Below are 21,866 nucleotides of genomic sequence, written 5' to 3'. Positions count from 1 at the left end.
CGGCATGCCAACCCTGAAGGACTGGCGCGACGCCCTGCTGGCCCTCGTCGCTTATTTCCTGCTGCTGGCGCTCTGCGACCCCGCGCCGGCAGCCGAGTTCCACGGGGACGCGAACAAGGAGAGAACCATGGCAGCCATCACCATCCCGGACAACGCCGAGGTGCTGGCGGTCGCGCAGCAAGCGCGTGCCGCCGGCATGCAGATCATCCACAACGGCCGCGACATCGTCGTATCGCCGGTCTGCCCGCCCGGCTGGCGGCCGGTGATCGTCAAGGTCAAGACCAACGACACCCTGGAGGACCACGATGGAAACTAGCCCAACCGAACCGATGCCTGGCTGGGCGACCGGCGAGGCCGCGAGCCCCATGCAGATGGGCGCCCAGCTGCGCACCCGCGACGGCCGGCGCATCGGCAACGCCGTCACGGTCGGCATGCGCGAGCTCAACGGCAAGACGTATGCCGCCGTCGTCACGGATGCCGGCACCTGGCTCAACCTGACCAATCAGGAGCTGGACCAGCTGTTCCACCCGCCGCAGTGGTTGATGCGGATCGAAGACCATCCGGCCATGAATCGCCAGGGCTACCGCATCGCGCTGGACGATCTGCGCATCCTGGCCGACGCGGTCTGCGCCCTCGACGCGGCCACCCTGCCGGACGACAAGCGGCTGGTCACCGGCTGCCACACCATCATCCGCCGTGCCCTGGGGACTGATTTTCAGCTGATCTATTGCGAAGAGGACGCCGCCGCTGCGCAGGGGCAGGAAGCCGGCAATGAGGCGGAGGTGCAACCATGACCGCCTGGCCCGACATCGTCAACGGCAGCTTCGAGGCCGCCGCCGGCATCGCGGTGATCAACCATTGCTTCGCCCTCTGGCGCGACAAGGAGGTGCGCGGGCTCTCCGTGGCGTCGGTGGCCTTCTTCGCGGCCTGGGGCGTCTGGAACCTCTTCTACTACCCGCATCTGGACCAGTTCTACAGCTTCGCCGGCGGGGTGTTCATCACGTTCGCCAACGCCATCTACGTGGCGATGCTGGTGCACTTCACCGGCGGCTGGCGCGACCTGGGCCGGCGGATCCGCGAGCGGCTCGCCGGCTGGACGGTGTGCCCGGTCGCGGGCTGCCGCTACAACGCCTCGGTGCTCAGGCTCAACACCCTGTATTTCTGCCGCCGCTGCGGCAAGGAGATCGCCGGACGCACCTTCGCCGATCTGGAGCCCATGAGCGCCGAGGACATCGAGGAAATGCACAGGGAGATCGAGATGGGAGCCAGGCCATGAGCGCGCCGCTGCTGACCGAAGACCAGGTCCGCGAGATCGCGAAGGTCTACGACGGCACCACGGAGACGATCGAGGGGCTGATCAGGCAGTACGGCGTCAGGCGCCACAACATCATCACGGCGGCGAAGCGCGGCGGCTACAAGAGCGCCCGCAAGCGCATCGAATGGACGCCGGAGAAGGACCAGTATCTGCGGGACAGCTGGGGCAAGCTGCCGCCGCAGGAGGTCATGGCGCACCTCGGCTGCGGCATGTCGGGGATCGTGAACCGTCTGAAGAGGATCGGCCACTCGACCAGGCACAACGAGGACTTCACGGTCTACGACCTGGAGCACCTGCTGAAGCTGGATCACCGGCTCTGGCGGCGCTTCATCGACGACGGCTGGCTGAAGAGCTATCCGGAGTACGGCCGCAACGGGGAGGTCTGGTCGCGGCGGGTGAAGGTCGAGTGGCTGACGGCCTTCCTGCGCCGGCACCCGGAGGTGGTCGATTACCGGGCGGCAGATAAGTACGCGCGCGGCGTGCTCGAGCTGGACCGGCTGCCGGATCCGCCGAAGTTCATGCGCCTGACCTGCCGCTCGGATAGCTGGAAGGACGGCTCAAAAATGACGCCGACGGGCTTCCGGATCCACCACGGCGAGGTCGAGCTGGTCGAGCGCGAGCACCAGTACAGCCTGGAGAGCTGCGCGGCCGTGGGCGGGACGGATTTCTGGGCGCCGCTGTATGCCAACGCGACCTGCCCGCGCTGCGGCTGCATCGTCTCAAGGTTCAGCGAGAAAGCGCTCTTCGCCGACGAGGATCCCGGCGAGGCCGACACGCTGGCGGCGATCGCCGGCAAGCTGGGCCTGGCCTGGCGCGACGGGCGCTTCTGGACGCAGGCCGGCGCGCCGGTGAGCGAGGACGAGCTGCTGCGCTATGTGTTCAGCACGAAACGCAATGCCGGCCGCGCCTTCCTCTCCTTCCGCCGCCTGCTGGAGGCGGGCATGTCGGTGGCGCCGCCCAACCCGGTGCCGCTGCACCGGTTCCTCTCGAACGTGATGGACTACGAGCTGCGCGAAGGCCAGCCGCGCGCCTTCGAGGCCTTTCTGGCCAGCGGCAACGTCGGCGTCTTCTGGCCGCCCGGCCAGGGCAAGATGTATTTCCTCGGCATGGCGTTTTCGCGCATCGCCGGCGAGCACGTGCTGTTCGTGCACACACGCACGATCCGCGACCAGTGGATCGCCTTCTTCCGGGAACACGGGCAGGTGCGGGTGGCCGAAGTCTGGAAGCCCTACCACCACCGCGTCGACATCCTGGACGCCGAGGGCATGATTCGCAGCCGGGTGCGGATCTACGGCTACGCGACCCGGCACCGCTTCGACCACGACCGCTTCACCGTGGCCGGCTTCGACGAGGCGCAATTCCTGCCCGGCAACAACGCCAGCAGGCTGGCGACCATCGGCTCCGAGTACCGCGTCGGGCTCTCGGCGACGCCGTTCCGCGAGGACGGCCGCGCCGACCTGATCCAGATGATGACCGGCCTGGCCCTGGGCGAAGACTGGCAGGAGTTCCGCGACGCCGGCACGATGCCCGACGTGCCGGTGCGGGTGCTGATCGTGCGCGACCTCGAGGGGAAGCACCGCGCCCTCGGCCGCGTCCTTAGCCGGCGCAAGACGATCGTTTTCTCGGACGCGATCGCGGACGGGAAGCGCATTTCCTCCGAGCTGGGCATCCCCTTCATCCACGCCGAAACGAAGCGCCGCCTGGACGTGCTGGCCGGCCACCGCGCCGTGGTGATGTCGCGGGTGGGCGACTGCGGCATCGACGTGCAGGACCTGGAGGAGGTGATCGAGTTCAACTTCCACCACGGCAGCCGGGCGCAGTCCCTGCAGCGCCTCGGCCGGCTGCTGCATTCCCGCAAGCCGTACCGCCACACCGTGATGATGACGGTGAAGGAGTTCGGCCTCTACCACAAGCGCCTGTCGGCGCTGGAGGGAAAAGGCTTCCGCATCGGCATCGAGATGTACCGCGAGAAACCCAGGCGCGGCCGGCCGCCGGCGGCGCAGCCGGTGAGCGCCTGGGCGCAGCTGCTCGGCTTCAAGCCGGCGCCGGCGAAGAACGCGCCGATCGAGAGCCAGGCCGAAAAGCGAGCACGGGTGATGCGCAGGATCGAAGAGCGGTCCGGGACGAGGGTGGCGGCATGAGCCTCCCCTACGAAAACGCCACCAGCGGCTCGGCGGCGCTGGACGACATCCGCAAGGTCCTCACCCGATTCGGCTGCAGCCGCTTCGGCACGATGACAGACAACGTCGCCGGCGAGCTGATCGTGCAGTTCAGTTTTCGCAACCGCGACGTGACGGTGAAGGCGAGCTTCAAGGGCTACGCCGCAGCCTGGCTGCGCGAATACCCGTACAACCCGTCCAGACATCGGCGCACCCGGCAGCAGCACGAGGCGCGCGCCTTCGACCAGGCGCAGGTCAGCGTGTGCTCGATCCTCCGCGACTGGATCAAGGGGCAGATCACCGCCATCGAGGTCGGCATCCTCAGTTTCGAGGGCGCCTTCCTGGGACAGATTCTGCTGCCGAGCGGAAAGACCGTGCTCGAGCATGCCCAGGCCGGCAATCTGTTGCCGGCTCCGGAAGATCAACCGAAAGGATAAAAAATGTCTTTTGCCAAGCTCTATGGGCCTGACAACGACCAGGTCCTCGTCATGCTCAGTAACGACGAGGAGAGAGCGCCGGAGGTTCGCGTGTATTTCCAGCCGAAAGACCTCGGCCTCTGCTCGACCGCGTTGAAGTTCCCGGACACCGACAGCGGCTGGGACACGGCCGAAGCGGCGTTCGCTGAGATGAACGAAGAGAAAGCCAGGAGGATGGTCAGTACGGTCCTCAACGGCATCGGGCTGGGGGACATCAATGGCTGACAATAGCGCCATCGAATGGACCGAAGCCACCTGGTCGCCCGTCACCGGCTGCGACCCGATCTCGCCCGGCTGCAAGCACTGCTACGCCAAGCGGGAAGTGGAAACACGATGGTCTAAGAATCCGAAGAGCGTGTGGTACGGCCGCCCGTTCAACGACGTGCGCTGCCACCCGGAAGCGCTGGCAGGCGCCCGCAGCCCGCTCACCTGGAAGCGCCCGCGCAGGATCTTCGTCTGCCCCAGGGCGGACCTGTTCCACGATAACGTCCCGGTCGATTTCATCCGCGCCGTCTTCGACGTCATGGCGGCCTGCCCGCAGCACACTTTTCAGGTCCTCACCAAGCGGGCCGCCCGCATGCAGTTCCTGCTGTGGTCAGAGTTCGACTGGACGCCGCTGCCGAACATCCAGATCGGCGTGAGCGTTGAGGACCAGGCAGCGGCCGACGAGAGGATTCCGCTTCTGCTGCAGACGCCAGCGGCGATGCGGTGGGTTTCCGCCGAACCGCTGCTTGGGCCGGTCTCGCTCGGCCAATGGATCGGCGTTCACCATCACCCGGACAACGATGCTAGCAACTTCGCCGTCAAAGAACTGGTGAAGGCAGCCCGCAAGATGATGGGGCCGTCCATTGACTGGTGCATTGTCGGCGGCGAGTCAGGGCCGAAGGCGCGCTCCATGCACCCGAATTGGGCTCGGTCCCTGCGCGACCAGTGCGCCGCGGCCGGCGTGCCGTTCTTGTTCAAGCAGTGGGGCGAGTGGCTCCCTCGCGCGGACGCCTTCCGACAGAACCTGCTGATTGGTGGCGGCGCGGCTCACCATACGTTTGGCGACGTTGCGATGGCGCGCGTCGGCAAGAAAGCCGCCGGCCGCCTGCTCGATGGCGTTCTGCACGACGAATACCCGGAGGTGCCCCATGCGTGAGCGGCCGATCCTGTTCTCGGCGCCGATGGTGCGCGCCATCCTCGACGACACTAAGACGAAGACGCGGCGTGTGATAAAGCCGCAGCCCGTTTCGACGAGAGGCAGCAAAAAGCCATGGTGCAGCATTGAAGATTTGCTGAAGGCTTGTCCTTACGGACAGCCTGGCGACCGGCTCTGGGTGCGGGAGAACGGTTGGGAACGACCGGAGCGCACGCCCCGCATGATGCGTGAGGGGGCGGATACATGGGAGCCCTACTACTACGATGCCGACAGATGGTTCGATGAAGACCATGCAGACTTCAAGCGATGGGGATTCAAGCGCCGGCCATCCATCCACATGCCACGATGGGCATCGCGCATCGACCTGGAGATCGTCGCCGTCCGAGTCGAGCGGCTGCAGGACATCAGCGTAGCGGATGCCATCGCGGAAGGGCTCTATCAGGAAACCATGCCTGGGACAGCCGCTGCCCTCTGGCGCTACGCGCCAGGTAGCGACTGGTATAGCCACCCGGTGCAGTGCTATCGCGCTCTGTGGGAACACATCAACGGTCCCGGCTCCTGGGCGGCGAATCCCTGGGTGTGGGCGGTCGAGTTTCGGAGAGTCAAATGACCAGCCAGCACAAGCGCCGCCCGCGCCCCGCCCGCTGTCCCACCCTGGTGGCCATGCACCTGGCGCCGGAGGTCGGCCTCACAGAGCGCCTGGCCATCGAGGGCCTGGCCGGCGGCTGGGCCAAGCCCTACCAGTTCGACGTGTTGGCCGATTGCCGGGATCTCCTCGCCCTGGCCGCGAACCACAAGGGCGACCAGGCCACCCTCGCCGTCTGCGACCTGGCCAGCATCGCCCTGGAGAACATCCGCGACCGCTTCAAGGCGCGCGGCCGCCTCGGCGCCACCGGCGACGAACTGCGGGCGCTGCGCGCCATGGCCGACGTCTCCGAGGACTTCTGGAAGAGACAGAGCGGCGAGCTGTTCCGCGCGGCCAACGAGGCGCTGGACAAGGAGCGCGGGCACCAGCGAAGGGCGGCTCGATGAAGCGGCTCTACCGATTCATCGCGCGCTGGCGCTGGATGTGGATGTACGAGAGATCCCTGAACGAGCGCGCCAAGGTCGAGCAGGAGCTGATCGACTGCGCGAACGGCAAGCGGCCGCTGCCCGATGCCTGTCAGTGTCGCGACTGGGCGCGGCGTCTCGGGGTGCCGGCCGAATGGAGGGCAAAGTGACGGTCTACGTCGACAACATGCGGGCCAGGTACGGCCGCCTGGTCATGTGCCACATGATCGCCGATACCGAGGCGGAGCTGCACGTGATGGCCGGGCGAATCGGGATGAAGCGGCGCTGGTACCAGGGCGACCACTACGACATCTGCCTGGCCAAGCGGGATCTGGCCGTCCGGTTCGGCGCCGTCGAGGTGACCATGCGCCAGCTCGGCTGCATGGCCATGCGCCGCCGGGCAACCGGGCAGCTCGGCTCCCCGTCGGACGCCGTCGAATGGGCCCGCAACACCTGCGTCGGCCACCAGCGCAACCACGGAAAGACCGCGCTGGCGCACCTGGCGGAAGGGCATAAACGCTTCGTGGAACTGTACGACGAGGGGAAATCGTGACCGCCCGCGACCTCTCCCTCTTCGAGACCGGCGCGCGCCTGCAGATGACGGAGTCGATCGAGCTGACCGTCCAGAGCATGCAGGCATATGGGCCAGAGCACGACCACTGGGTAGTCGCCTGGTCTGGCGGCAAGGACAGCACCGCCACGCTCACGCTTCTCTGCTGGCTCATCGACAGCGGCCGGATCGCGGCACCGAAGCGCTTCACGGTGCTCTATGCCGATACCCGCCAGGAGCTACCGCCGTTGGCTATCGCGGCCCAGGAGATCATGGATGATCTGGACGGGCGCGGCATCGAATTCCGTGTCGTGCGCGCGCCGCTGGACAAGCGCTTCCTCGTCTACATCCTCGGCCGCGGAGTGCCGCCGCCGAACAACAATACCCTGCGCTGGTGCACCCGGCAGATCAAAGTAGACCCGATGGCTGCCGCGATCGCCGAATCGCTCGGCGACGGCACAGCGCTCACCATCACCGGCGTGCGCCAGGGCGAGAGCGCGATCCGCGACCGACGAATCGAGATGAGCTGCGGCAAGGACGGCGCCGAATGCGGCCAGGGCTGGTATCAGCAGGTGCTGCCGGAGAGCAAGGGAATCAAGGGCCGCATCGCCACCCTGGCGCCACTGCTGCACTGGCGCGTTTGCCACGTCTGGGAATGGCTGCGCCATTGGGCGCCGCGCGACGAGTTCGGCGGCTGGCCCACCGAGATCATCGCCGACGCCTACGGAGGCATCGAGGCCGAGGAGATCAACGCTCGCACCGGCTGTGTCGGCTGCCCGCTGGCCCAGGAGGAAAAGGCGCTGGACAGCATCCTGGCCATGTCGCGCTGGACGCACCTGGCGCCGCTGCACGAGCTGAAGCCGATCTACCGCTGGCTGCGCGAGCCTGCCCAGCGCTTGCGCAAGTCCAGCGTCGAGCGTCTGAAGGACGGGTCGATCGGCAAGAACCCGCAGCGTATGGGGCCGCTGACCTTCGAGGCCCGCCTGAATGCCCTTGAACAGATTCTCGACATACAGCGCCGCGTCGGCGACACGCGCTTCAGGCTGATCGACGCTGAGGAGGAGGCGCGCATCCGCGAACTGATCTCCGCCGGCACCTGGCCGGACGGCTGGGACGGCTCGGAGCCGACCGCCGACACCTGGTTGCCTGTGACGATATACGGCAATGGGGCGGAACAGCACGACTTGTTTGGGCTGGAAGAAACCTGACATGCCGCGCCGCCGCCATGAGCCTGAACTCACCCTCCTGCCATCGGTCGGGTTGCCCGATCGACGGCTTGCGGTTAGGCTGATGGCCCCTGTGATCCTGTCGATTTGGGAGAAAAATGGATCTCGCCGCCCTGTACCTGCGCAGCTCGAAGGACCGTCACGACGTGAGCCCGGACGCGCAGCGCCGGGAGCTGATGGAACTTGCGAAGTCGCGCAGGCTGACGGTCGTTGAGACATTCCAGGACGCGGTCGAACGGGCCGACGACGAGTTCCGGCCGGGGTTCCAGGCGCTGCTGCGCAGCCTGAAGAGCGCCGACCGGCGCTGGAACTATCTGCTCATCCTAGACACTGCCCGCATCGCGCGGCAGCACCAGCACCTGGCCGCCGTGTTCAACTACGAATGCGAAAAACGCGGGGTCAAGGTGCTCTATTCGAAGCTGCCCGAGACGAACACCATCATGGACGTGGTGATCAAGCAGGTGGTGCGCGCCTTCGACATGCTGCACAGTCTGATGTCGAAGGAAAAGGGCCTCGGCGGGATGGCCGAAAACGTGCGCCAGGGCTGGCGCGCCGGCGGCCGGGCACCGCTTGGTTACCGCCTCGAGCACGTCGAGACAGGCGCGATCCGCGACGGGCAGCCGGTGACAAAATCCCGCCTGGTGCGCGGCGAGCGCGCCGACCAGGTGCGGGACTATCTCAAGGCCAGGGCGGCTGGCATCAGCAGGACAGCAGCGATAGCCGAGGCCGGGCTGACCGGCGTCAGCACGTCGAGCCTGATCGGCATCGAGTGGAACGCCCTCACCTATGCCGGGCACACGGTCTGGAACGTTCACGCCGAGCGGATCAACGGCGGCGGCTACAAGGGCGGCATGAAGCGCCGGCCGCGCGCGGAATGGGTGGTGAATCACGACACCCACGAGCGCCTGATCTCGACCGAGGAGGCAGAGGCGATTCTGTCCCGCCTGGAGGCCGGCAGGCCGGCCAGCTACCGGACGCGCTCGGAATACCTGCTGTCCGGGCTGCTGCGCGCCCCGGACGGCCGCAAATGGGTGAGCGATGGGGATGGGTGCTATCGCATTGGAAAAGGCCGCCGTATCGCCCGCGAGCGGGTGGAGCGCCTGGTTATCGAGGGGATCAAAAGCGACCTGCTCTCCGATCGCTTCGTGCGCGAGCTGGCGGCCGAGGCGCGCCGGATGAGCTGCCCGCCAGACGAGGAACAGATCCGCACCCTGCACAAGCGGCTGGCGGATCTGACTGCGCGGATCGGCCGCATGGCCGACCTGGCGGCCGACACCACCGAGCCGCGGCCATTCCTGGACCAGATCGAGCGCCTCGAGCGCGATCGCGCCCGGCTCGTTGACGAACTGCGCGGGCTCGATGAAGCGCGTGAGTCCGCCCAGGTCCTGCGCGCAATCGGGGAATCAGACGTGTCGGCCATCCTGTCCGGCATGGCCAACCTGATCGACCAGGCCGACGCAACCGCAACCAAGGAGCTGGTGGCCAACCTGGTTGAGCAGATCGAGCTCTGCCCGACCTCATTCACCACCCGGCTGCACTACACCTTCGCGCCGGGGAATTTGTTGGCGTCCCCACGGGGATTCGAACCCCGGTTACCGCCGTGAAAGGGCGATGTCCTAGGCCTCTAGACGATGGGGACCCGAGGTGCTACTCGAAAGTCGTAGTGTCTTGTGGTGGAGGTAAGCGGGATCGAACCGCTGACCTCTTGCATGCCATGCAAGCGCTCTCCCAGCTGAGCTATACCCCCACAGAGGAGCGCGCATTATACGTAGCGCCCCCGTCCTTGTAAACCCTCCGGAGCGCCTCAAATCACCTTGCCCGGATTCATCAGGCCGTGCGGATCGAGGGCCTGCTTGACGGCGCGCATCAGGTCCATTTCGACGGCGCTCTTGTAGCGCAGGATTTCGCCGCGTTTCAGCTGCCCCAGCCCGTGCTCGGCCGAGATCGAGCCGTCCAGCTCGGCGACGATGTCGTGCACGATGCGGTTGGCCTGCGGCGTCTGGGCGATGAAGTCGGCGTTGGCCGCCGCATCGGGCTTGGACAAGTTGTAATGCAGGTTGCCGTCGCCGATGTGGCCGAAGGCGACGATGCGCACGGCGGGAAAGGCGCGCTGCAATGCCTCGTCGGCGAGCGAAATGAACTCGGCGATGCGCGATACCGGCACGGCGATGTCGTGCTTGATGCTGATGCCCTCGATGCGCTGCGCCTCGGAAATGTTCTCGCGCAGGTGCCAGAAGGCCTGCTGCTGGGCGAGATCCTGCGCCACGGCGGCATCCCCCACCCGCCCCGCTTCGATCTCCGCGCCGAGGATCGCCTCCAGCGTGCCGGCCAGGTCGAAATCCGCCAGCGTGTCGGTCAGCTCGGCCAGCACGTACCACGGCGAAGCACTTGCGAGCGGATCGCGCGCGCCGGGGATGTGCTTCAGCACCAGCTCCAGCGCCGGACGGGCGACGATCTCGAAGCCGGTGACGCGCTCTCCGCAGGCGCCGCGCAGGCGAGACAGCAGTTCGACCGCGGCGGCCGGGTCGCGCACCGCCAGCCAGGCCGTGGCGCTGTTGCGCGGACGGGGAAACAGCTTCAGCACGGCGGCCGTGATGATGCCCAGCGTGCCCTCGGCGCCGATGAAAAGATGCTTGAGATCGTAGCCGGTGTTGTCCTTGCGCAGGCCGCGCAGGCCGTGCCAGATGCGCCCGTCGGGCAGCACTGCCTCGATGCCCAGCGTCAGCTCGCGCATGTTGCCGTAGCGCAGGACGGCGACGCCGCCGGCATTGGTGGACAGGTTGCCGCCGATCTCGCAGCTGCCTTCGGACGCCAGCGAGAGGGGAAACAGGCGGTCGGCGCCCGCGGCGGCGGCCTGCGCCTCGGCCAGCAGGCAGCCGGCCTCGGCGGTGAGCGTGTTGTTGGCGGCGTCGATCTCGCGGATGCGCTTCATGCGCGAGAGGTTGATGACCACCTCGTCGCCGTCGTGCCGCGGCGTGGCGCCGCCGACGAGGCCGGTGTTGCCGCCCTGCGGCACCATCGAAATGCGCTCCTGCGCGCAGAGGGCGACGACTGCGGCGACCTCTTCGGTGGAAGCCGGCTTGACGACGCAGCGCGCCCGGCCTGTGTAGCGGCCGCGCCAGTCGGTGTAGTGGGTTGCGGCGTCGGCGCCGGTGGCGACGCCCTGTTCGCCGACGATGGCCGCAAGGTGCCTGATCAGGTTAGCATCGCTCATGCCGACGTTCCGCCCCCGACTCCGAGGGCCACCTCCAGCACCGGCAGCATGCGCCTCATCGCCGTACGTCCTTCCGCGATCGCCTCTACGCCGCGATGGTAATCCATCAACCCGAGCTGGGCCAGGCGCGGCGCCACCAGCACGTCGGCGGGCTCTCCGGCCAGCCGGCTGCGCGCTATGCGCACCTGCATGATGTGGATGCTGGTGGCGAGGACGCTGACCAGCGAAGGCAGTCGCGCAGCTTCTTTTTCGTTCTGCGCCATGCCGAGGCGGGCAAGGATCCGGTGCGTCCAGCCGGTCTCGCTTTCCGCGTCGGCGGCCGACAGCCTGAGCGCGCTGCCGACAACGTCGGATCCGAGATCGACGGCAATCACCACGTCCGCACCCAGCGCGCGGCACAACGATACCGGCACGGGGTCCACCAGCCCGCCATCGACGAGAAAACCGCCCTGGTACGGAACCGGCGTAAACAGCCCCGGAAGCGCGATGGAGGCGCGCACTGCATCGGCCACGCTGCCCTCGCGCAGCCAGCGCTCCCGTCCGGTCTCGAGATCCGTCGCGACGACGGCGAAGGGAAGATCGAGATCCTTGAAATCGCGGTCTACGAAATGCTGCTCGAAGAACTGGATCAGCTTCTCTCCCTTGATGAGGCCGCTCGTCAGGCTGACGTCAAGGAGAGAGACCACGTCCTTCCAGGCAAGGGCGCTCACCCATGTCTCAAGCTTCTCGATATCGCCGTCCGCATAGACGGCACCGACGAAGGCGCCGATGGAGCAGCCGCAGACGATGTCGGGCACGACGCCTGCGGCAGCCAGTTCGCGGATGACGCCGATGTGCGCCCAGCCGCGCGCCGAGCCGCTGCCCAGCACCAGACCGATCTTCGGCTTGCGCGCCGGGGGCATGGCTAGTCCTGCAACGCTTCCGCGTATAGGTCGTGCACGTCGCAGTCCGTCACGCGCACGCGGGCGAATTCGCCGACCGGCAGGTGCCCGCCGTCCGGGATGCGCACCAGGCCGTCGATCTCCGGCGCGTCGGCCTGGCTGCGGGCGACGGCGCCTTCCTCGTCGACCTCCTCGACCAGCACCTCGATCTCGCGGCCGATCTTGCGCTCGAGCCGCTGCGTGCTGATGTCCTCCTGCAGTTCCATCAGGCGGCTCCGGCGCTCCTCGCGCAATGCCTCGGGCACCGGGTCCGGCAACTTGTTGGCCTCGGCACCCTCGACCGGCGAATAGGCGAAGGCGCCGACGCGGTCGAGCTGCGCCTCCTCGAGGAACTGCAGGAGCAGTTCGAAGTCCTCCTCCGTCTCGCCCGGAAAGCCGGTGATGAAGGTGCTGCGGATAGTCAGTTCCGGGCAGGCGGCGCGCCAGGCGCGCACGCGCGCCAGCACGTTCTCGGCGCTGGCCGGCCGCTTCATCAGCTTGAGGATGCGCGGGCTGGCGTGCTGGAAGGGCACGTCGAGGTAGGGCAGGATATTGCCCTCGGCCATCAGCGGGATCAGGTCGTCCACGCTGGGATAGGGATAGACGTAGTGCAGGCGCACCCAGATGCCAAGTTCGCCCAGCGCCTTCGCCAGTTCGTAGAGGCGCGTCTTCACCGGCTTGCCGCCCCAGAAGCCGGTGCGGTACTTGACGTCGACGCCGTAGGCGCTGGTGTCCTGCGAGACGACGAGCAGTTCCCTGACGCCGGCGGCAACGAGGTTCTCCGCCTCGCGCATGACGTCGCTGAGGGGGCGGCTGACGAGGTCGCCGCGCATCGAGGGGATGATGCAGAAGGTGCAGCGGTGGTTGCATCCCTCGGAAATCTTCAGGTAGGCGTAGTGCCGCGGCGTCAGCTTGATGCCCTGCGGGGGAACCAGGTCCTCGAAGGGATCATGGGGTTTCGGCAGGTGCCGGTGCACTTCCTGCATGACCTGCTCGGTGGCGTGCGGACCGGTGACGGCCAGCACCTGCGGGTGGGCGGCCAGCACCACGTCCTCCTTGGCCCCGAGGCAGCCGGTGACGATGACGCGGCCGTTCTCGTCGAGCGCCTCGCCGATGGCATCGAGCGACTCGGCCACGGCGGCGTCGATGAAGCCGCAGGTGTTCACGACGACGAGGTCGGCGCCGTCGTAGTCGGGCACGATGTCGTAGCCCTCGGCGCGCAGGCGCGTCAGGATCTGCTCGGAATCGACGAGGGCTTTCGGGCAGCCGAGGGAGACGAAGCCGACCTTCGGCTGAACAACTTTCTTGCGTGGCATGCTGTCGGGGAGTCTTGCGGCAGGGGCCGGCCGCTGACGTTGCGCTTACTTTTTCTCGGGCGTCGGCGCGTCGGCGGCTTCCTTCCTTTCGTCCGGCTTGCCGGCGGCCGGCGCGGCGAAATTGGGGAACTGGAAGCCGGAGAACATGTTGCGCGTCTGGCTCTCGATCTGTTCCTGCATCTGCATGAACATGTTCTTAGACTGCTCCATGTAGGCGCCCATCATGCTCTGCATGGCGGGACCCTGGAAGTTGAGGAACTGCGCCCACAGGTCCTTGCTGGCGGGATTGTTCTCGCCGTACATGGCCTGGGCCTGCTCCTGCAGCTTGGATTGCATGTCGGTGAAGGCCTTGATGTTGCCCTCGAGGTACTTGCCCATCATGCCCTGCATGGCGTTGCCGTAGAAGCGGATCATCTGCGACAGCAGGTCGCTGGTGAACATCGGCATGCCGCCGGTTTCCTCCTCGAGGATGATCTGCAGCAGGATGCTGCGCGTGAGGTCCTCGCTGCTCTTGGCGTCGACGACCTGGAAGTCCTCGTTCTTCAGCACAAGTTCCTTGACGTCGGACAGCGTGATGTAGGAACTCGTCCTGGTGTCGTAGAGACGCCGGTTCGGGTATTTCTTGATCAGTCTGGACTGCTCGGCCATGTTCTCTCTCCCCCTCAACCGTTCGATTATACGCAGAAAGCCCAGGGGCTTTCGTCCGTTCAACTCATGTGCAGGCCGCCGTTGATAGACAAGGTCGATCCCGTCATATAGCCGGCGTATTCCGAAGACAGGTAGGCCACCAGCTTGCCGATTTCCTCCGGCTTGCCGAGGCGACCCATCGGGATCTGCGCGACGATCTGCTCGCGCACCTCCGGCTTGATCGCCATCACCATGTCGGTGCCGATGTAGCCCGGCGCGATGGCATTCACGGTGACGCCCTTGCGCGCCACTTCCTGGGCGATGGCCTTGGTGAAGCCGAGGATGCCGGCTTTCGCCGCCGAATAGTTGGCCTGGCCGAACTGCCCCTTGACGCCGTTCACCGAAGAGATGTTGATGATGCGGCCCCAGCCGCGCTCGGCCATGCCGTTCAGCACCTGGTGGGTGACGTTGAAGACGCTGTTGAGGTTCACATCGATCACCGCGTTCCAGTCGGACGCCTGCATCTTGCGGAACATGGCGTCGCGCGTGATGCCGGCGTTGTTCACCAGGACGTCCACCGGCCCGATCTCCGACTCGATGCGCCTGACCATCGCGCTGCAGTCCTCGTAGTCGGACACGTTGCCCTCGGCCGCGTGGAATTCGAAGCCGGCCGCCCTGTTCTGCGCCAGCCACTCGTCCTTCTGCGGGAAACCGGGCAGGCAGTTGGCCACCACGACGAATCCGTCCTCGGCCAGGGCGCGGCAGATCGCCGTGCCCAGTCCGCCCATGCCGCCCGTAACGAGCGCTACCCTCTTTGACATTGCAGTGCTTCCCATGACAACAAAAAAACCGAAGGCCGGCCGCCCGAGCCCGTGGCGGCCGGGAAATGCATCAGAACATGTGCTGGCCGCCGTTGATCGAGATGTTGGCGCCCGTCACGAACGCCGCCTCCTCGGAAGCCAGGTAGGCCACCAGGCCGGCCACTTCCTCCGGCTTGCCCAGGCGCCCCTGCGGGATCTGCGGCAGGATTTTCGAATCCAGCACCTCCTGCGGGATCGCCATCACCATCTTGGTGCCGATGTAGCCCGGGCTGATGGTGTTCACCGTCACGCCCTTCTTCGCCACCTCGAGCGCCAGCGCCTTGGTGAAGCCGTGCATGCCGGCCTTGGCGGCGGAATAGTTGGTCTGGCCGAAGGCGCCCTTCTGGCCGTTGACCGAGGAGACGTTGACCACCCGGCCCCAGCCGCGCTCCATCATGCCGTCCATCACCTGCTTGGTCATGTTGAAGACGCTGTCGAGGTTGGTCTTCATGACCACGTCCCAGTCGCCCTTCGTCATCTTCTTGAAGGTCATGTCGCGCGTGATGCCGGCGTTGTTGACCAGGACGTCGACCGGGCCGATGTCCTTCGTCACCGTGTCCACGCAGGCCTTGCACGAATCGAAATCGGCCACGTCGCAGGGATAGGCGTGGAAATCGAAACCCTGCGCCTTCATCTGCTTCAGCCAGTCCCCGGCCTTGGTGTTGCTCGGGCTGTAGGTCGTCACGACCTTGTAGCCCAGCGCGGCCATCTTGATGCAGACCGCCTCGCCCAGTCCGCCCATGCCTCCCGTTATCAGTGCGACTCTCGACATGATTCTCTCTCCTTTGCTTGACGGGGACTCGTTGCGTCCGGCCGCGTTTCCCCTGTTGCGCGGTCGGTCTAGGCCTTTTCCTTCACGTAGCGCCCGGGTGCCGCCTCGATCGGCTTGTGGCTTTTGCTGCCCTGCTTCTTCGGCGCCGCGCGCTCCTCGCCGGCGTAGCGCCTGAGCCATTCTATCCAATGCGGCCACCAGCTGCCCTTGTGCTCCGTCGCGCCGGCCAGCCACTCCTCCGCCGTGGCGGCCACGGCCTCGTTGCGCCAGTGGCTGCGCTTGCCCTTGGCCGGCGGGTTCACCACGCCGGCAATATGGCCGCTGGCCCCCATCACGAAGGTCGTCTCGCCGCCGAGCAGGTCGCGCGACAGATAGGCGCTCTTCCAGGGCACGATGTGGTCTTCCCGGCTGGAGTAGATGTAGGCCGGCATGTCGAGCCGGCCGAGGTCGGCCGTCGTGCCGCACATCGCCAGCCGGCCGGGCTCGCGCAGGGCGTTCTCCAGGTAGAGGCGGCGCAAGTACCAGACGGCGAAGGGTCCGGGCAGGTTGGTGCTGTCGGCGTTCCAGTAGAGCAGGTCGAAGGCCGGCGGCTTGCCGCCCTTCAGGTAGTTGCCGACGACGTACTGCCAGATGAGGTCGTTGGCGCGCAAGCTGGAGAAGGCCGAGGCCAGCTCGGCGCCGCGCAGCAGCCCGCCGCTGCCGATCACCTTCTCGCGCGCCGCGACGGAGGCTTCGTCGACGTAGTTCGTGACCTCACCGCCGTCGGAAAAGTCGAGCAGCGAGGTAAGCAGGGTCAGGCTCGCCACCCGGTCCTCGCCGCGCGCCTTGGCGACGGAGAGTGCGGCGGCGAGGATGGTGCCGCCGACGCAGAAGCCGAGCGCATTGAGCTTGTCGGCGCCGCTGATCTCCTGTGCCACGTCGAGCGCCGCCAGCGCCCCCTTCTCGATGTAATCGTCCCAGCCGAGATGGCCGAGGTCGGCCTGCGGGTTGCGCCATGAGACGAGGAACACCGTCATGCCCTGCTCGACGGCGTGGCGCACGAAGGAATTTTCAGGCTGCAGGTCGAGGATGTAGAACTTGTTGATGCAGGGCGGCACGATCACCAGCGGCCGCGCGCGCACCTTCGCCGTCGCCGGCGCGTACTGGATGAGCTGGATCAGCGCGTTCTCGAAGATCACCTGCCCGGGCGTCACCGCCAGGTTGCGCCCCACTTCGAAGGCGGCATCGTCGGTCATCGAGATGCGGCCCTTGCCGAGGTCGGCGACGAGATTCTGGATGCCGGTCGTGATGCTGGCGCCCTGCGTGGCCAGCGCCGTCCTGATGAATTCCGGATTGGTGGCTGCGAAGTTGGAGGGCGCCATGGCGTCGATGAACTGCCGGCTGAAGAATTTGAACCGGCCGCGCACGGCCTCGTCGTCCATCGGCACTGCATCGGCCAGCCTGCCGAGGAATTCGGCATTGAGCAGATAGGCCTGGCGCAGATAATCGAAATAGGGACTCTCGGACCACTCCGGCGCGGCGAAACGCTTGTCCTTCACGTCGACCGCGCCGCCGCCCTGCCCGCGTTGCAGCATGTCCTGCCAGAGGGCGACGTGGCGCGCGGCGAACTCCTTCTGCAGGCTGGCGAGGGCTTCGTTCTGTGGAAATTGCGGCACCGGCATGGCCTGGCCGGCCTGGGTGCCCTGCTGCTGCGTCATGAAATTCATGAACCCCTGCGCGAACGCCTGCCCGGCCTGAAAAAGGTTCTGCATGGCAGCCGCGTCGGGCTGTGGGTTACCGGACATCTACCGCATCTCCCTATGGCGATTGCAAATGGTGCAACCGTCGGATTGGAGAAGGATTTTGCACCGCACCATACCCCCTGTCAACGACGTGCCGGCAGGTAGAATGGGGCCATGTACATCGTTGCCATCGGCTGGCTCTGGGTCGTCCTGATGATGGCCGTGACGGAGTCCAGCGTCACCGCCGGCATCCTGACCTTTTTCTTCTACGGGCTGGCCCCGCTCGCCCTCTTCCTCTGGCTGGTCGGCACCCCGGCGCGACGCCGGCGACGTTCAGTCGTGATGGCCGACGAGGAAGTGCGCCAGCAGGATGGTGGCGACGCCGGCCGCAATGAGTAGCACCTGCTGCAGCGTGGCGCGCAATTCGGTGCGCTTGTGCAGGCCGGGAATCAGGTCGGCCACGGCGACATAGATCATGCTGGCGGCCGCCAGCGCCAGGAATACCGGCACCACCCCTTGCACCGCCGAAAGCGCGAAATAGGCGAGCAGGCCGCCCACCAGGGTGGCGACGCTGGAGAGCAGGTTGAAGACCAGCGCCTTCAGGCGCGAATAGCCCGAGTGCAGCAGGATGAGGAAGTCGCCGACCTCCTGCGGGATCTCGTGGGCGATGATGGCCAGCGCCGTGACGACCCCCAGACGCACGTCCTGCATGAAGGCGGCGGCAATCAGCACGCCATCGACGAAATTGTGGAAGGTGTCCCCCACCAGGATGAGCAGGCCGCTGCGGCCGTGGTCATGCGCGGGCGCCTGCGGCTCGTGCCCCTCGCAATGATCGTCGTGGCAATGCCGCCACAGCACCAGTTTTTCCAGCACGAAGAAGCCGAGGATGCCGGCCAGCACGATCGCGGTCGCCGTGCCGGCGTCGCCATGCGCCTCGATGGCGTTGGGCAGCACCTCGAGGAAGGCGGCGCCCAGCAGCGCGCCGATGGCGTAGCTGATCAGATGCGGCACCCAGCCGCCGCGCGCCGTCAGGGCGAACAAGGCGGCGGCCATCACCGACAGCGCGCCGCCGGCGAGCGAAGTGACAAGAATCCAGGCGAGAACGGACATGGGCGCGGATTATACGCGGTGACTCAAGCCGCTCTCGGCGGCCGGTTGACCAGCCAGATGCCGAGCACGACCAGCACCAGCGCCGCCGCCAGCACGGCGCTGATACGCTCGCCGAGCAACAGCGCGCCGGCCAGCACGCCGAACAGCGGCGTCAGGAAGGAGAAGGCCGCCAGCCGCCCGGCCGGATAAGTGGATACGAGCCAGAACCAGGCGAGGTAGCTGGCGAAGGCCACCAGCACCGTCTGGTAGGCGAGGCTCGCCAGAGCCAGCGGCGTCAGCGCGATGATGCCGGGCTCGCCCAGTGCCAGTGCGACGATCGGCAGCACCAGCGCCGAGCCGGCCAACTGGTAGAACAGCGTCTTGGCGGGACTGACTTTGGCGAGCGCGCTGCCCTTGATCACCAGCGTGGTGGCCGCCCACAGCACCGCGGCGAGGAACAGCATGCCGTCCCCCAGGAGCTGACTTTGCGACGGCAGGCCGAGCGATTCGCCGAAGGCGGCGAGGATGCCGGCAAAGGCACAGGCCAGGCCGAGCCATTGCAGTGGGCGCAGCTTCTCGCCGGGCAGGAACCAATGCGCCCCCAGGGCGATCATGAACGGCGCCGTGTACAGGAACACCACGCCGCGCGAGGCTGAAGTGTAGGTGAGGCCCCAGTAGATGAAGGCGAATTCCCCGGCGAAGAGCGCCGCCGAGAGCAACCCGGCGCCGAGCGTGCCGTCGCGACCGAACAGCCGGATGCCCTTCACCGCTGCCCAGGCCCACACCAGGAGCGCCGCGCCGATCGAGCGCAGGCTGGCCTGCCAGACCGGCGAGATGCCGGCCATGGCCAGCTTCACCGCCACCTGCTGCAGTCCCCAGGCCGCGCACAGCACCACCATCAGGGCCATGGCCGTCGAATCGAGATGCGTTTTTCTTTCCATCACTCCATCCAGATCAGGGAGGCCATGCGGCCGGTGGCCTTCTCGCGGCGGAAGGAATAGAAGCGCTCCGCCTCGCTGTAAGTGCAATAACCGCCGCCGAAAACGCGCGAGAGGCCCAGCGCATTCAGCCGCAACTCGGCCAACCGGTAGAGGTCCGCCAGCCACTTGCCGTTCGCCTTCGGCGTGAAGGCCGTCGTCGCCCCGGGCGCATGCGCGAGGAAGGCCTCGCGCACCTCCGCCCCGACTTCGAAGGCCCGCGGGCCGATGGCCGGGCCAAGCCAGGCCATCAGTCGCGCCGGCGGCACGTCCATTGCATGCACGGCCGCTTCGAGGACGCCGCCGGCGAGGCCGCGCCAGCCGGCATGCGCCGCGCAGACGACGGTGCCGGCATCGTCGCACAGCAGCACCGGCAGGCAGTCCGCGGTGAGGACGGCGCACACCCTGCCTGCGCGGCGCGCAAAGGCGGCATCGGCCTCGGCGCCCTCGACGGCATCCTCGGCGCGCACGACGGAGACGCCATGCACCTGGGAGAGCCAGAGCGGCTCGGCAGGCACATGGGCGCGCAACCGGCGGCGATTCTCCGCCACGGCAGCGGCATTGTCTCCGACATGCGCGGCGAGATTCATCGAGGCATAGGGCCCCTCGCTGGCGCCGCCCGCCCGCGTCGTGACGAGGGCCCTAACCTGCGCCGGCGCCGGCCAGTCGGGGGCGATCCAATCCGTCATGCGGCTTCTGCCCGAAGGGACGCGAGCAGTGCCGCGAAATCTTCCGGCAGCGGCGCCTCCCAGCCCGTCTCCGTGCGCGTCGCCGGATGCACCAGCGCCAGGCGCCAGGCATGCAGGGCCTGGCGCGGAAACGCCTCCAGCCGCGCCTGCCTCGGTTTGCGCGGCCCGTAGACCGGATCGCCGACGAGGGGATGGCCGATGTCGGCCATGTGCACGCGAATCTGGTGGGTGCGTCCCGTCTCCAGCGCGCACTCGAGCAGGGTGGCGTGCGCGAAGCGCTCCAGCACGCGGTAGTGCGTGCGCGCCGCCCGACCGCCGCCGACCACTGCCATCTTCGTGCGCTGCACCGGATGGCGGCCGATCGGCGCATCGACGACGCCGTCGCGGGCGACGCGGCCGTGCGCCAGCGCCAGGTAATGCCGCCTCACCGTGCGCGCCGCGAGCTGGCGCACGAGGTCGGTCTGCGCCTCCAGCGTCTTGGCGACGACGAGCAGCCCGCTGGTGTCCTTGTCCAGGCGGTGCACGATGCCGGCGCGCGGAATGCCGGCGAGCTGCGGCGCATGGTGCAGCAGGGCGTTGAGCAGCGTGCCCTGCCAGTTGCCGCTGCCCGGGTGCACCACCAGCCCGGCCGGCTTGTCGATGACGAGGATGTGCGCGTCCTCGTGCAGGATCGCCAGGGGAATGTCCTCCGGCTGCTGCGCCGTCTCCCCGGGCAGCGTTTCCTCCTCGAGCGTGATCCGCTCGCCGCCCCAGACCTTGCGCTTGGCGTCCGCCGGCGTGTCGTCGAGACTGACTTTCCCCTGCTTCACCCAGGCAGCAAGCCTGCTGCGCGAATGCTCCGGCAGCAGGCGCGCCAGCGCCTGATCGAGGCGCAGCCCGGCGCAATCCGCCGGAATCTCAAGGACGCGTGCCGGGCCGTCGGATGCCTTTGCGCTATAATCTGCGCGCTTTCTTTGCAGGGAATTCATCATGCGTAGTCTAGCGTTTATTCTTGCCTTGCTGCTCGGCGGCTGCGGACTGCTGCCGGAGCTGAAGGACGAGACCGCCGGCTGGTCGGCCAACCGCCTGTATTCCGCAGCGAAGGAAGCCATGGGCGATGGCTCCTACGAAAAGGCCGTCAAGTACTTCGAGATCCTCGAATCGCGCTATCCCTTTGGCCGCTACGCGCAGCAGGCGCAGATCGAGATCGCCTACGCCTACTACAAGGCCAACGAGCCGGCCTCCGCCATCGCCGCCTGCGACCGCTTCATCAAGCTGCACCCGAACCACCCCAACGTCGATTACGTCTATTACCTGAAGGGCCTGGTGAATTTCAACGAGGATCTGGGCATCCTCGGCTACGTCAGCATGCAGGATATGTCGGAACGCGATCCGAAGGCGGCGCGCGAATCCTTCGACGCCTTCAAGGAGCTGGTCGCCAAGTTCCCCGACAGCAAGTACGCCGCCGACGCCGCCGCGCGAATGAAGTACCTGGTGAATGCCCTCGCCTCGCACGAGGTGCACGTCGCGCGCTACTACCTCAAGCGCGGCGCCTATGTCGCGGCCGCCAGCCGCGCCCAGACCGCCGTGAAGACCTACGTCGATGCGCCGGCCAACGAGGAGGCGCTGTTCATCCTGGTGAAGTCCTACGATGCGCTCGGACTGAACGACCTGCGCGACGACGCCGAGCGCGTCATGCGCACCAACTTCCCCAACAGCGATTACTACAAGCGCGGACTCGACCGCAAGGAGCCCTGGTGGAAGTTGTGGTGATCCGGTAGGTCG

Annotated in this window: 26 protein-coding genes and 2 tRNA genes; 14 read left to right on the top strand and 14 right to left on the bottom strand. The window is 67.1% G+C overall.

The window, feature by feature from the left end:
* Positions 1 to 4 precede the first annotated feature (4 nt).
* The 12 genes from ROZ00_04880 to ROZ00_04825 are packed head-to-tail and all read left to right on the top strand — an operon-like array spanning position 5 to position 7,899.
* Positions 5 to 316: a hypothetical protein gene (locus ROZ00_04880; protein ID MDT3735537.1), complete on the top strand. Its 312-nt coding sequence runs from the start codon at positions 5 to 7 to the stop codon at positions 314 to 316.
* Positions 306 to 794 (top strand): hypothetical protein, encoded by a 489-nt coding sequence (locus ROZ00_04875; GenBank protein ID MDT3735536.1) that lies wholly within the window; start codon positions 306 to 308, stop codon positions 792 to 794. The genes ROZ00_04880 and ROZ00_04875 overlap by 11 nt, the downstream gene beginning before the upstream one ends.
* Positions 791 to 1,276, top strand: coding sequence for a hypothetical protein (locus ROZ00_04870; GenBank protein MDT3735535.1), 486 nt, complete (start codon positions 791 to 793; stop codon positions 1,274 to 1,276). The genes ROZ00_04875 and ROZ00_04870 overlap by 4 nt, the downstream gene beginning before the upstream one ends.
* Positions 1,273 to 3,456: a hypothetical protein gene (locus ROZ00_04865; GenBank protein ID MDT3735534.1), complete on the top strand. Its 2,184-nt coding sequence runs from the start codon at positions 1,273 to 1,275 to the stop codon at positions 3,454 to 3,456. The genes ROZ00_04870 and ROZ00_04865 overlap by 4 nt, the downstream gene beginning before the upstream one ends.
* Entirely contained in the window at positions 3,453 to 3,911 is a 459-nt protein-coding gene (locus tag ROZ00_04860) for a hypothetical protein (protein MDT3735533.1), read from the top strand. The genes ROZ00_04865 and ROZ00_04860 overlap by 4 nt, the downstream gene beginning before the upstream one ends.
* A 3-nt stretch (positions 3,912 to 3,914) precedes the next feature.
* Positions 3,915 to 4,175 carry a hypothetical protein gene (locus ROZ00_04855; protein ID MDT3735532.1) on the top strand — a complete coding sequence of 87 codons (261 nt, stop codon included), beginning with the start codon at positions 3,915 to 3,917 and terminating at the stop codon, positions 4,173 to 4,175.
* Entirely contained in the window at positions 4,168 to 5,091 is a 924-nt protein-coding gene (locus ROZ00_04850; protein ID MDT3735531.1) for a phage Gp37/Gp68 family protein, read from the top strand. Before ROZ00_04855 ends, ROZ00_04850 begins: the two co-directional genes overlap by 8 nt.
* Entirely contained in the window at positions 5,084 to 5,701 is a 618-nt protein-coding gene (locus ROZ00_04845; protein ID MDT3735530.1) for a hypothetical protein, read from the top strand. Before ROZ00_04850 ends, ROZ00_04845 begins: the two co-directional genes overlap by 8 nt.
* On the top strand, positions 5,698 to 6,123 hold the full coding sequence (locus tag ROZ00_04840; GenBank protein ID MDT3735529.1) for a hypothetical protein: 426 nt from the start codon (positions 5,698 to 5,700) through the stop codon (positions 6,121 to 6,123). Before ROZ00_04845 ends, ROZ00_04840 begins: the two co-directional genes overlap by 4 nt.
* Positions 6,120 to 6,311, top strand: a complete 192-nt coding sequence (locus ROZ00_04835) for a hypothetical protein (GenBank protein ID MDT3735528.1) — start codon at positions 6,120 to 6,122, stop codon at positions 6,309 to 6,311. Before ROZ00_04840 ends, ROZ00_04835 begins: the two co-directional genes overlap by 4 nt.
* Complete coding sequence (locus ROZ00_04830; GenBank protein ID MDT3735527.1) at positions 6,308 to 6,694, top strand: DUF4031 domain-containing protein; 387 nt, start codon at positions 6,308 to 6,310, stop codon at positions 6,692 to 6,694. The genes ROZ00_04835 and ROZ00_04830 overlap by 4 nt, the downstream gene beginning before the upstream one ends.
* On the top strand, positions 6,691 to 7,899 hold the full coding sequence (locus ROZ00_04825; GenBank protein MDT3735526.1) for a phosphoadenosine phosphosulfate reductase family protein: 1,209 nt from the start codon (positions 6,691 to 6,693) through the stop codon (positions 7,897 to 7,899). Before ROZ00_04830 ends, ROZ00_04825 begins: the two co-directional genes overlap by 4 nt.
* Positions 7,900 to 8,240: 341 nt before the next feature.
* Here ROZ00_04825 and ROZ00_04820 read toward each other — a convergent pair whose 3' ends face one another.
* From ROZ00_04820 to phaC, 10 genes are all read right to left on the bottom strand, one after another.
* Positions 8,241 to 9,134, bottom strand: coding sequence for a hypothetical protein (locus ROZ00_04820; GenBank protein ID MDT3735525.1), 894 nt, complete (start codon positions 9,132 to 9,134; stop codon positions 8,241 to 8,243).
* Positions 9,135 to 9,480: 346 nt separating this feature from the next.
* Positions 9,481 to 9,556: transfer RNA gene (locus ROZ00_04815), tRNA-Glu, on the bottom strand.
* 32 nt (positions 9,557 to 9,588) lie between these two features.
* Positions 9,589 to 9,664 (bottom strand) — tRNA-Ala (locus ROZ00_04810).
* Positions 9,665 to 9,721: 57 nt separating this feature from the next.
* On the bottom strand, positions 9,722 to 11,131 hold the full coding sequence (locus tag ROZ00_04805; GenBank protein MDT3735524.1) for an FAD-binding oxidoreductase: 1,410 nt from the start codon (positions 11,129 to 11,131) through the stop codon (positions 9,722 to 9,724).
* Positions 11,128 to 12,033: a patatin-like phospholipase RssA gene (rssA, locus tag ROZ00_04800; protein MDT3735523.1), complete on the bottom strand. Its 906-nt coding sequence runs from the start codon at positions 12,031 to 12,033 to the stop codon at positions 11,128 to 11,130. The genes ROZ00_04805 and rssA overlap by 4 nt, the downstream gene beginning before the upstream one ends.
* Before the next feature lie 2 nt (positions 12,034 to 12,035).
* Complete coding sequence (rimO, locus tag ROZ00_04795; GenBank protein ID MDT3735522.1) at positions 12,036 to 13,367, bottom strand: 30S ribosomal protein S12 methylthiotransferase RimO; 1,332 nt, start codon at positions 13,365 to 13,367, stop codon at positions 12,036 to 12,038.
* 45 nt (positions 13,368 to 13,412) lie between these two features.
* Complete coding sequence (phaR, locus tag ROZ00_04790) at positions 13,413 to 14,015, bottom strand: polyhydroxyalkanoate synthesis repressor PhaR (GenBank protein ID MDT3735521.1); 603 nt, start codon at positions 14,013 to 14,015, stop codon at positions 13,413 to 13,415.
* A gap of 59 nt (positions 14,016 to 14,074) precedes the next feature.
* Positions 14,075 to 14,815, bottom strand: coding sequence for a beta-ketoacyl-ACP reductase (locus ROZ00_04785; GenBank protein MDT3735520.1), 741 nt, complete (start codon positions 14,813 to 14,815; stop codon positions 14,075 to 14,077).
* A 70-nt stretch (positions 14,816 to 14,885) separates the two neighbouring features.
* A complete protein-coding gene (locus tag ROZ00_04780) occupies positions 14,886 to 15,626 on the bottom strand; it encodes a beta-ketoacyl-ACP reductase (GenBank protein MDT3735519.1) in 741 nt (246 codons plus the stop codon).
* Positions 15,627 to 15,694: 68 nt separating this feature from the next.
* Positions 15,695 to 17,332 (bottom strand): class I poly(R)-hydroxyalkanoic acid synthase, encoded by a 1,638-nt coding sequence (gene phaC / locus ROZ00_04775; protein MDT3735518.1) that lies wholly within the window; start codon positions 17,330 to 17,332, stop codon positions 15,695 to 15,697.
* 189 nt (positions 17,333 to 17,521) lie between these two features.
* Here phaC and ROZ00_04770 point away from each other — a divergent pair, with 189 nt between their 5' ends.
* The gene (locus ROZ00_04770; GenBank protein MDT3735517.1) at positions 17,522 to 17,746 is read left to right on the top strand and encodes a hypothetical protein; all 225 of its coding nucleotides are present in this window, start codon (positions 17,522 to 17,524) and stop codon (positions 17,744 to 17,746) included.
* Here the strand turns inward: ROZ00_04770 and ROZ00_04765 are convergent.
* The 4 genes from ROZ00_04765 to rluD are packed head-to-tail and all read right to left on the bottom strand — an operon-like array spanning position 17,681 to position 21,070.
* The gene (locus ROZ00_04765; protein MDT3735516.1) at positions 17,681 to 18,457 is read right to left on the bottom strand and encodes a ZIP family metal transporter; all 777 of its coding nucleotides are present in this window, start codon (positions 18,455 to 18,457) and stop codon (positions 17,681 to 17,683) included. The two genes, ROZ00_04770 and ROZ00_04765, sit on opposite strands and share 66 nt — an antisense overlap.
* Positions 18,458 to 18,480: 23 nt before the next feature.
* Positions 18,481 to 19,377, bottom strand: coding sequence for a DMT family transporter (locus ROZ00_04760; GenBank protein ID MDT3735515.1), 897 nt, complete (start codon positions 19,375 to 19,377; stop codon positions 18,481 to 18,483).
* Entirely contained in the window at positions 19,377 to 20,102 is a 726-nt protein-coding gene (gene pgeF, locus ROZ00_04755) for a peptidoglycan editing factor PgeF (GenBank protein MDT3735514.1), read from the bottom strand. Before pgeF ends, ROZ00_04760 begins: the two co-directional genes overlap by 1 nt.
* On the bottom strand, positions 20,099 to 21,070 hold the full coding sequence (rluD, locus tag ROZ00_04750; GenBank protein MDT3735513.1) for a 23S rRNA pseudouridine(1911/1915/1917) synthase RluD: 972 nt from the start codon (positions 21,068 to 21,070) through the stop codon (positions 20,099 to 20,101). The genes pgeF and rluD overlap by 4 nt, the downstream gene beginning before the upstream one ends.
* Here rluD and ROZ00_04745 point away from each other — a divergent pair.
* Positions 21,069 to 21,854, top strand: coding sequence for an outer membrane protein assembly factor BamD (locus tag ROZ00_04745; GenBank protein ID MDT3735512.1), 786 nt, complete (start codon positions 21,069 to 21,071; stop codon positions 21,852 to 21,854). The two genes, rluD and ROZ00_04745, sit on opposite strands and share 2 nt — an antisense overlap.
* Positions 21,855 to 21,866 lie beyond the last annotated feature (12 nt).

The organism is Denitratisoma sp. (assembly GCA_032027165.1).
GTDB lineage: Bacteria > Pseudomonadota > Gammaproteobacteria > Burkholderiales > Rhodocyclaceae > Desulfobacillus.
The sequence above is the reverse complement of the archived record's forward strand: the minus strand, read 5'-3'. Positions and strand labels throughout refer to the sequence as shown.

What these genes read in the sequence shown, in the direction of transcription:
- ROZ00_04880 (MDT3735537.1), top strand. Translation starts at nt 5, where the DNA reads ATGCCAACCCTGAAGGACTGGCGCGACGCCCTGCTGGCCCTCGTCGCT.
- ROZ00_04875 (MDT3735536.1), top strand. Translation starts at nt 306, where the DNA reads ATGGAAACTAGCCCAACCGAACCGATGCCTGGCTGGGCGACCGGCGAG.
- ROZ00_04870 (MDT3735535.1), top strand. Translation starts at nt 791, where the DNA reads ATGACCGCCTGGCCCGACATCGTCAACGGCAGCTTCGAGGCCGCCGCC.
- ROZ00_04865 (MDT3735534.1), top strand. Translation starts at nt 1,273, where the DNA reads ATGAGCGCGCCGCTGCTGACCGAAGACCAGGTCCGCGAGATCGCGAAG.
- ROZ00_04860 (MDT3735533.1), top strand. Translation starts at nt 3,453, where the DNA reads ATGAGCCTCCCCTACGAAAACGCCACCAGCGGCTCGGCGGCGCTGGAC.
- ROZ00_04855 (MDT3735532.1), top strand. Translation starts at nt 3,915, where the DNA reads ATGTCTTTTGCCAAGCTCTATGGGCCTGACAACGACCAGGTCCTCGTC.
- ROZ00_04850 (MDT3735531.1), top strand. Translation starts at nt 4,168, where the DNA reads ATGGCTGACAATAGCGCCATCGAATGGACCGAAGCCACCTGGTCGCCC.
- ROZ00_04845 (MDT3735530.1), top strand. Translation starts at nt 5,084, where the DNA reads ATGCGTGAGCGGCCGATCCTGTTCTCGGCGCCGATGGTGCGCGCCATC.
- ROZ00_04840 (MDT3735529.1), top strand. Translation starts at nt 5,698, where the DNA reads ATGACCAGCCAGCACAAGCGCCGCCCGCGCCCCGCCCGCTGTCCCACC.
- ROZ00_04835 (MDT3735528.1), top strand. Translation starts at nt 6,120, where the DNA reads ATGAAGCGGCTCTACCGATTCATCGCGCGCTGGCGCTGGATGTGGATG.
- ROZ00_04805 (MDT3735524.1), bottom strand. Translation starts at nt 11,131, where the DNA reads ATGAGCGATGCTAACCTGATCAGGCACCTTGCGGCCATCGTCGGCGAA.
- rssA (MDT3735523.1), bottom strand. Translation starts at nt 12,033, where the DNA reads ATGCCCCCGGCGCGCAAGCCGAAGATCGGTCTGGTGCTGGGCAGCGGC.
- rimO (MDT3735522.1), bottom strand. Translation starts at nt 13,367, where the DNA reads ATGCCACGCAAGAAAGTTGTTCAGCCGAAGGTCGGCTTCGTCTCCCTC.
- phaR (MDT3735521.1), bottom strand. Translation starts at nt 14,015, where the DNA reads ATGGCCGAGCAGTCCAGACTGATCAAGAAATACCCGAACCGGCGTCTC.
- ROZ00_04785 (MDT3735520.1), bottom strand. Translation starts at nt 14,815, where the DNA reads ATGTCAAAGAGGGTAGCGCTCGTTACGGGCGGCATGGGCGGACTGGGC.
- ROZ00_04780 (MDT3735519.1), bottom strand. Translation starts at nt 15,626, where the DNA reads ATGTCGAGAGTCGCACTGATAACGGGAGGCATGGGCGGACTGGGCGAG.
- phaC (MDT3735518.1), bottom strand. Translation starts at nt 17,332, where the DNA reads ATGAATTTCATGACGCAGCAGCAGGGCACCCAGGCCGGCCAGGCCATG.
- ROZ00_04770 (MDT3735517.1), top strand. Translation starts at nt 17,522, where the DNA reads ATGTACATCGTTGCCATCGGCTGGCTCTGGGTCGTCCTGATGATGGCC.
- ROZ00_04765 (MDT3735516.1), bottom strand. Translation starts at nt 18,457, where the DNA reads ATGTCCGTTCTCGCCTGGATTCTTGTCACTTCGCTCGCCGGCGGCGCG.
- ROZ00_04760 (MDT3735515.1), bottom strand. Translation starts at nt 19,377, where the DNA reads ATGGAAAGAAAAACGCATCTCGATTCGACGGCCATGGCCCTGATGGTG.
- pgeF (MDT3735514.1), bottom strand. Translation starts at nt 20,102, where the DNA reads ATGACGGATTGGATCGCCCCCGACTGGCCGGCGCCGGCGCAGGTTAGG.
- rluD (MDT3735513.1), bottom strand. Translation starts at nt 21,070, where the DNA reads ATGAATTCCCTGCAAAGAAAGCGCGCAGATTATAGCGCAAAGGCATCC.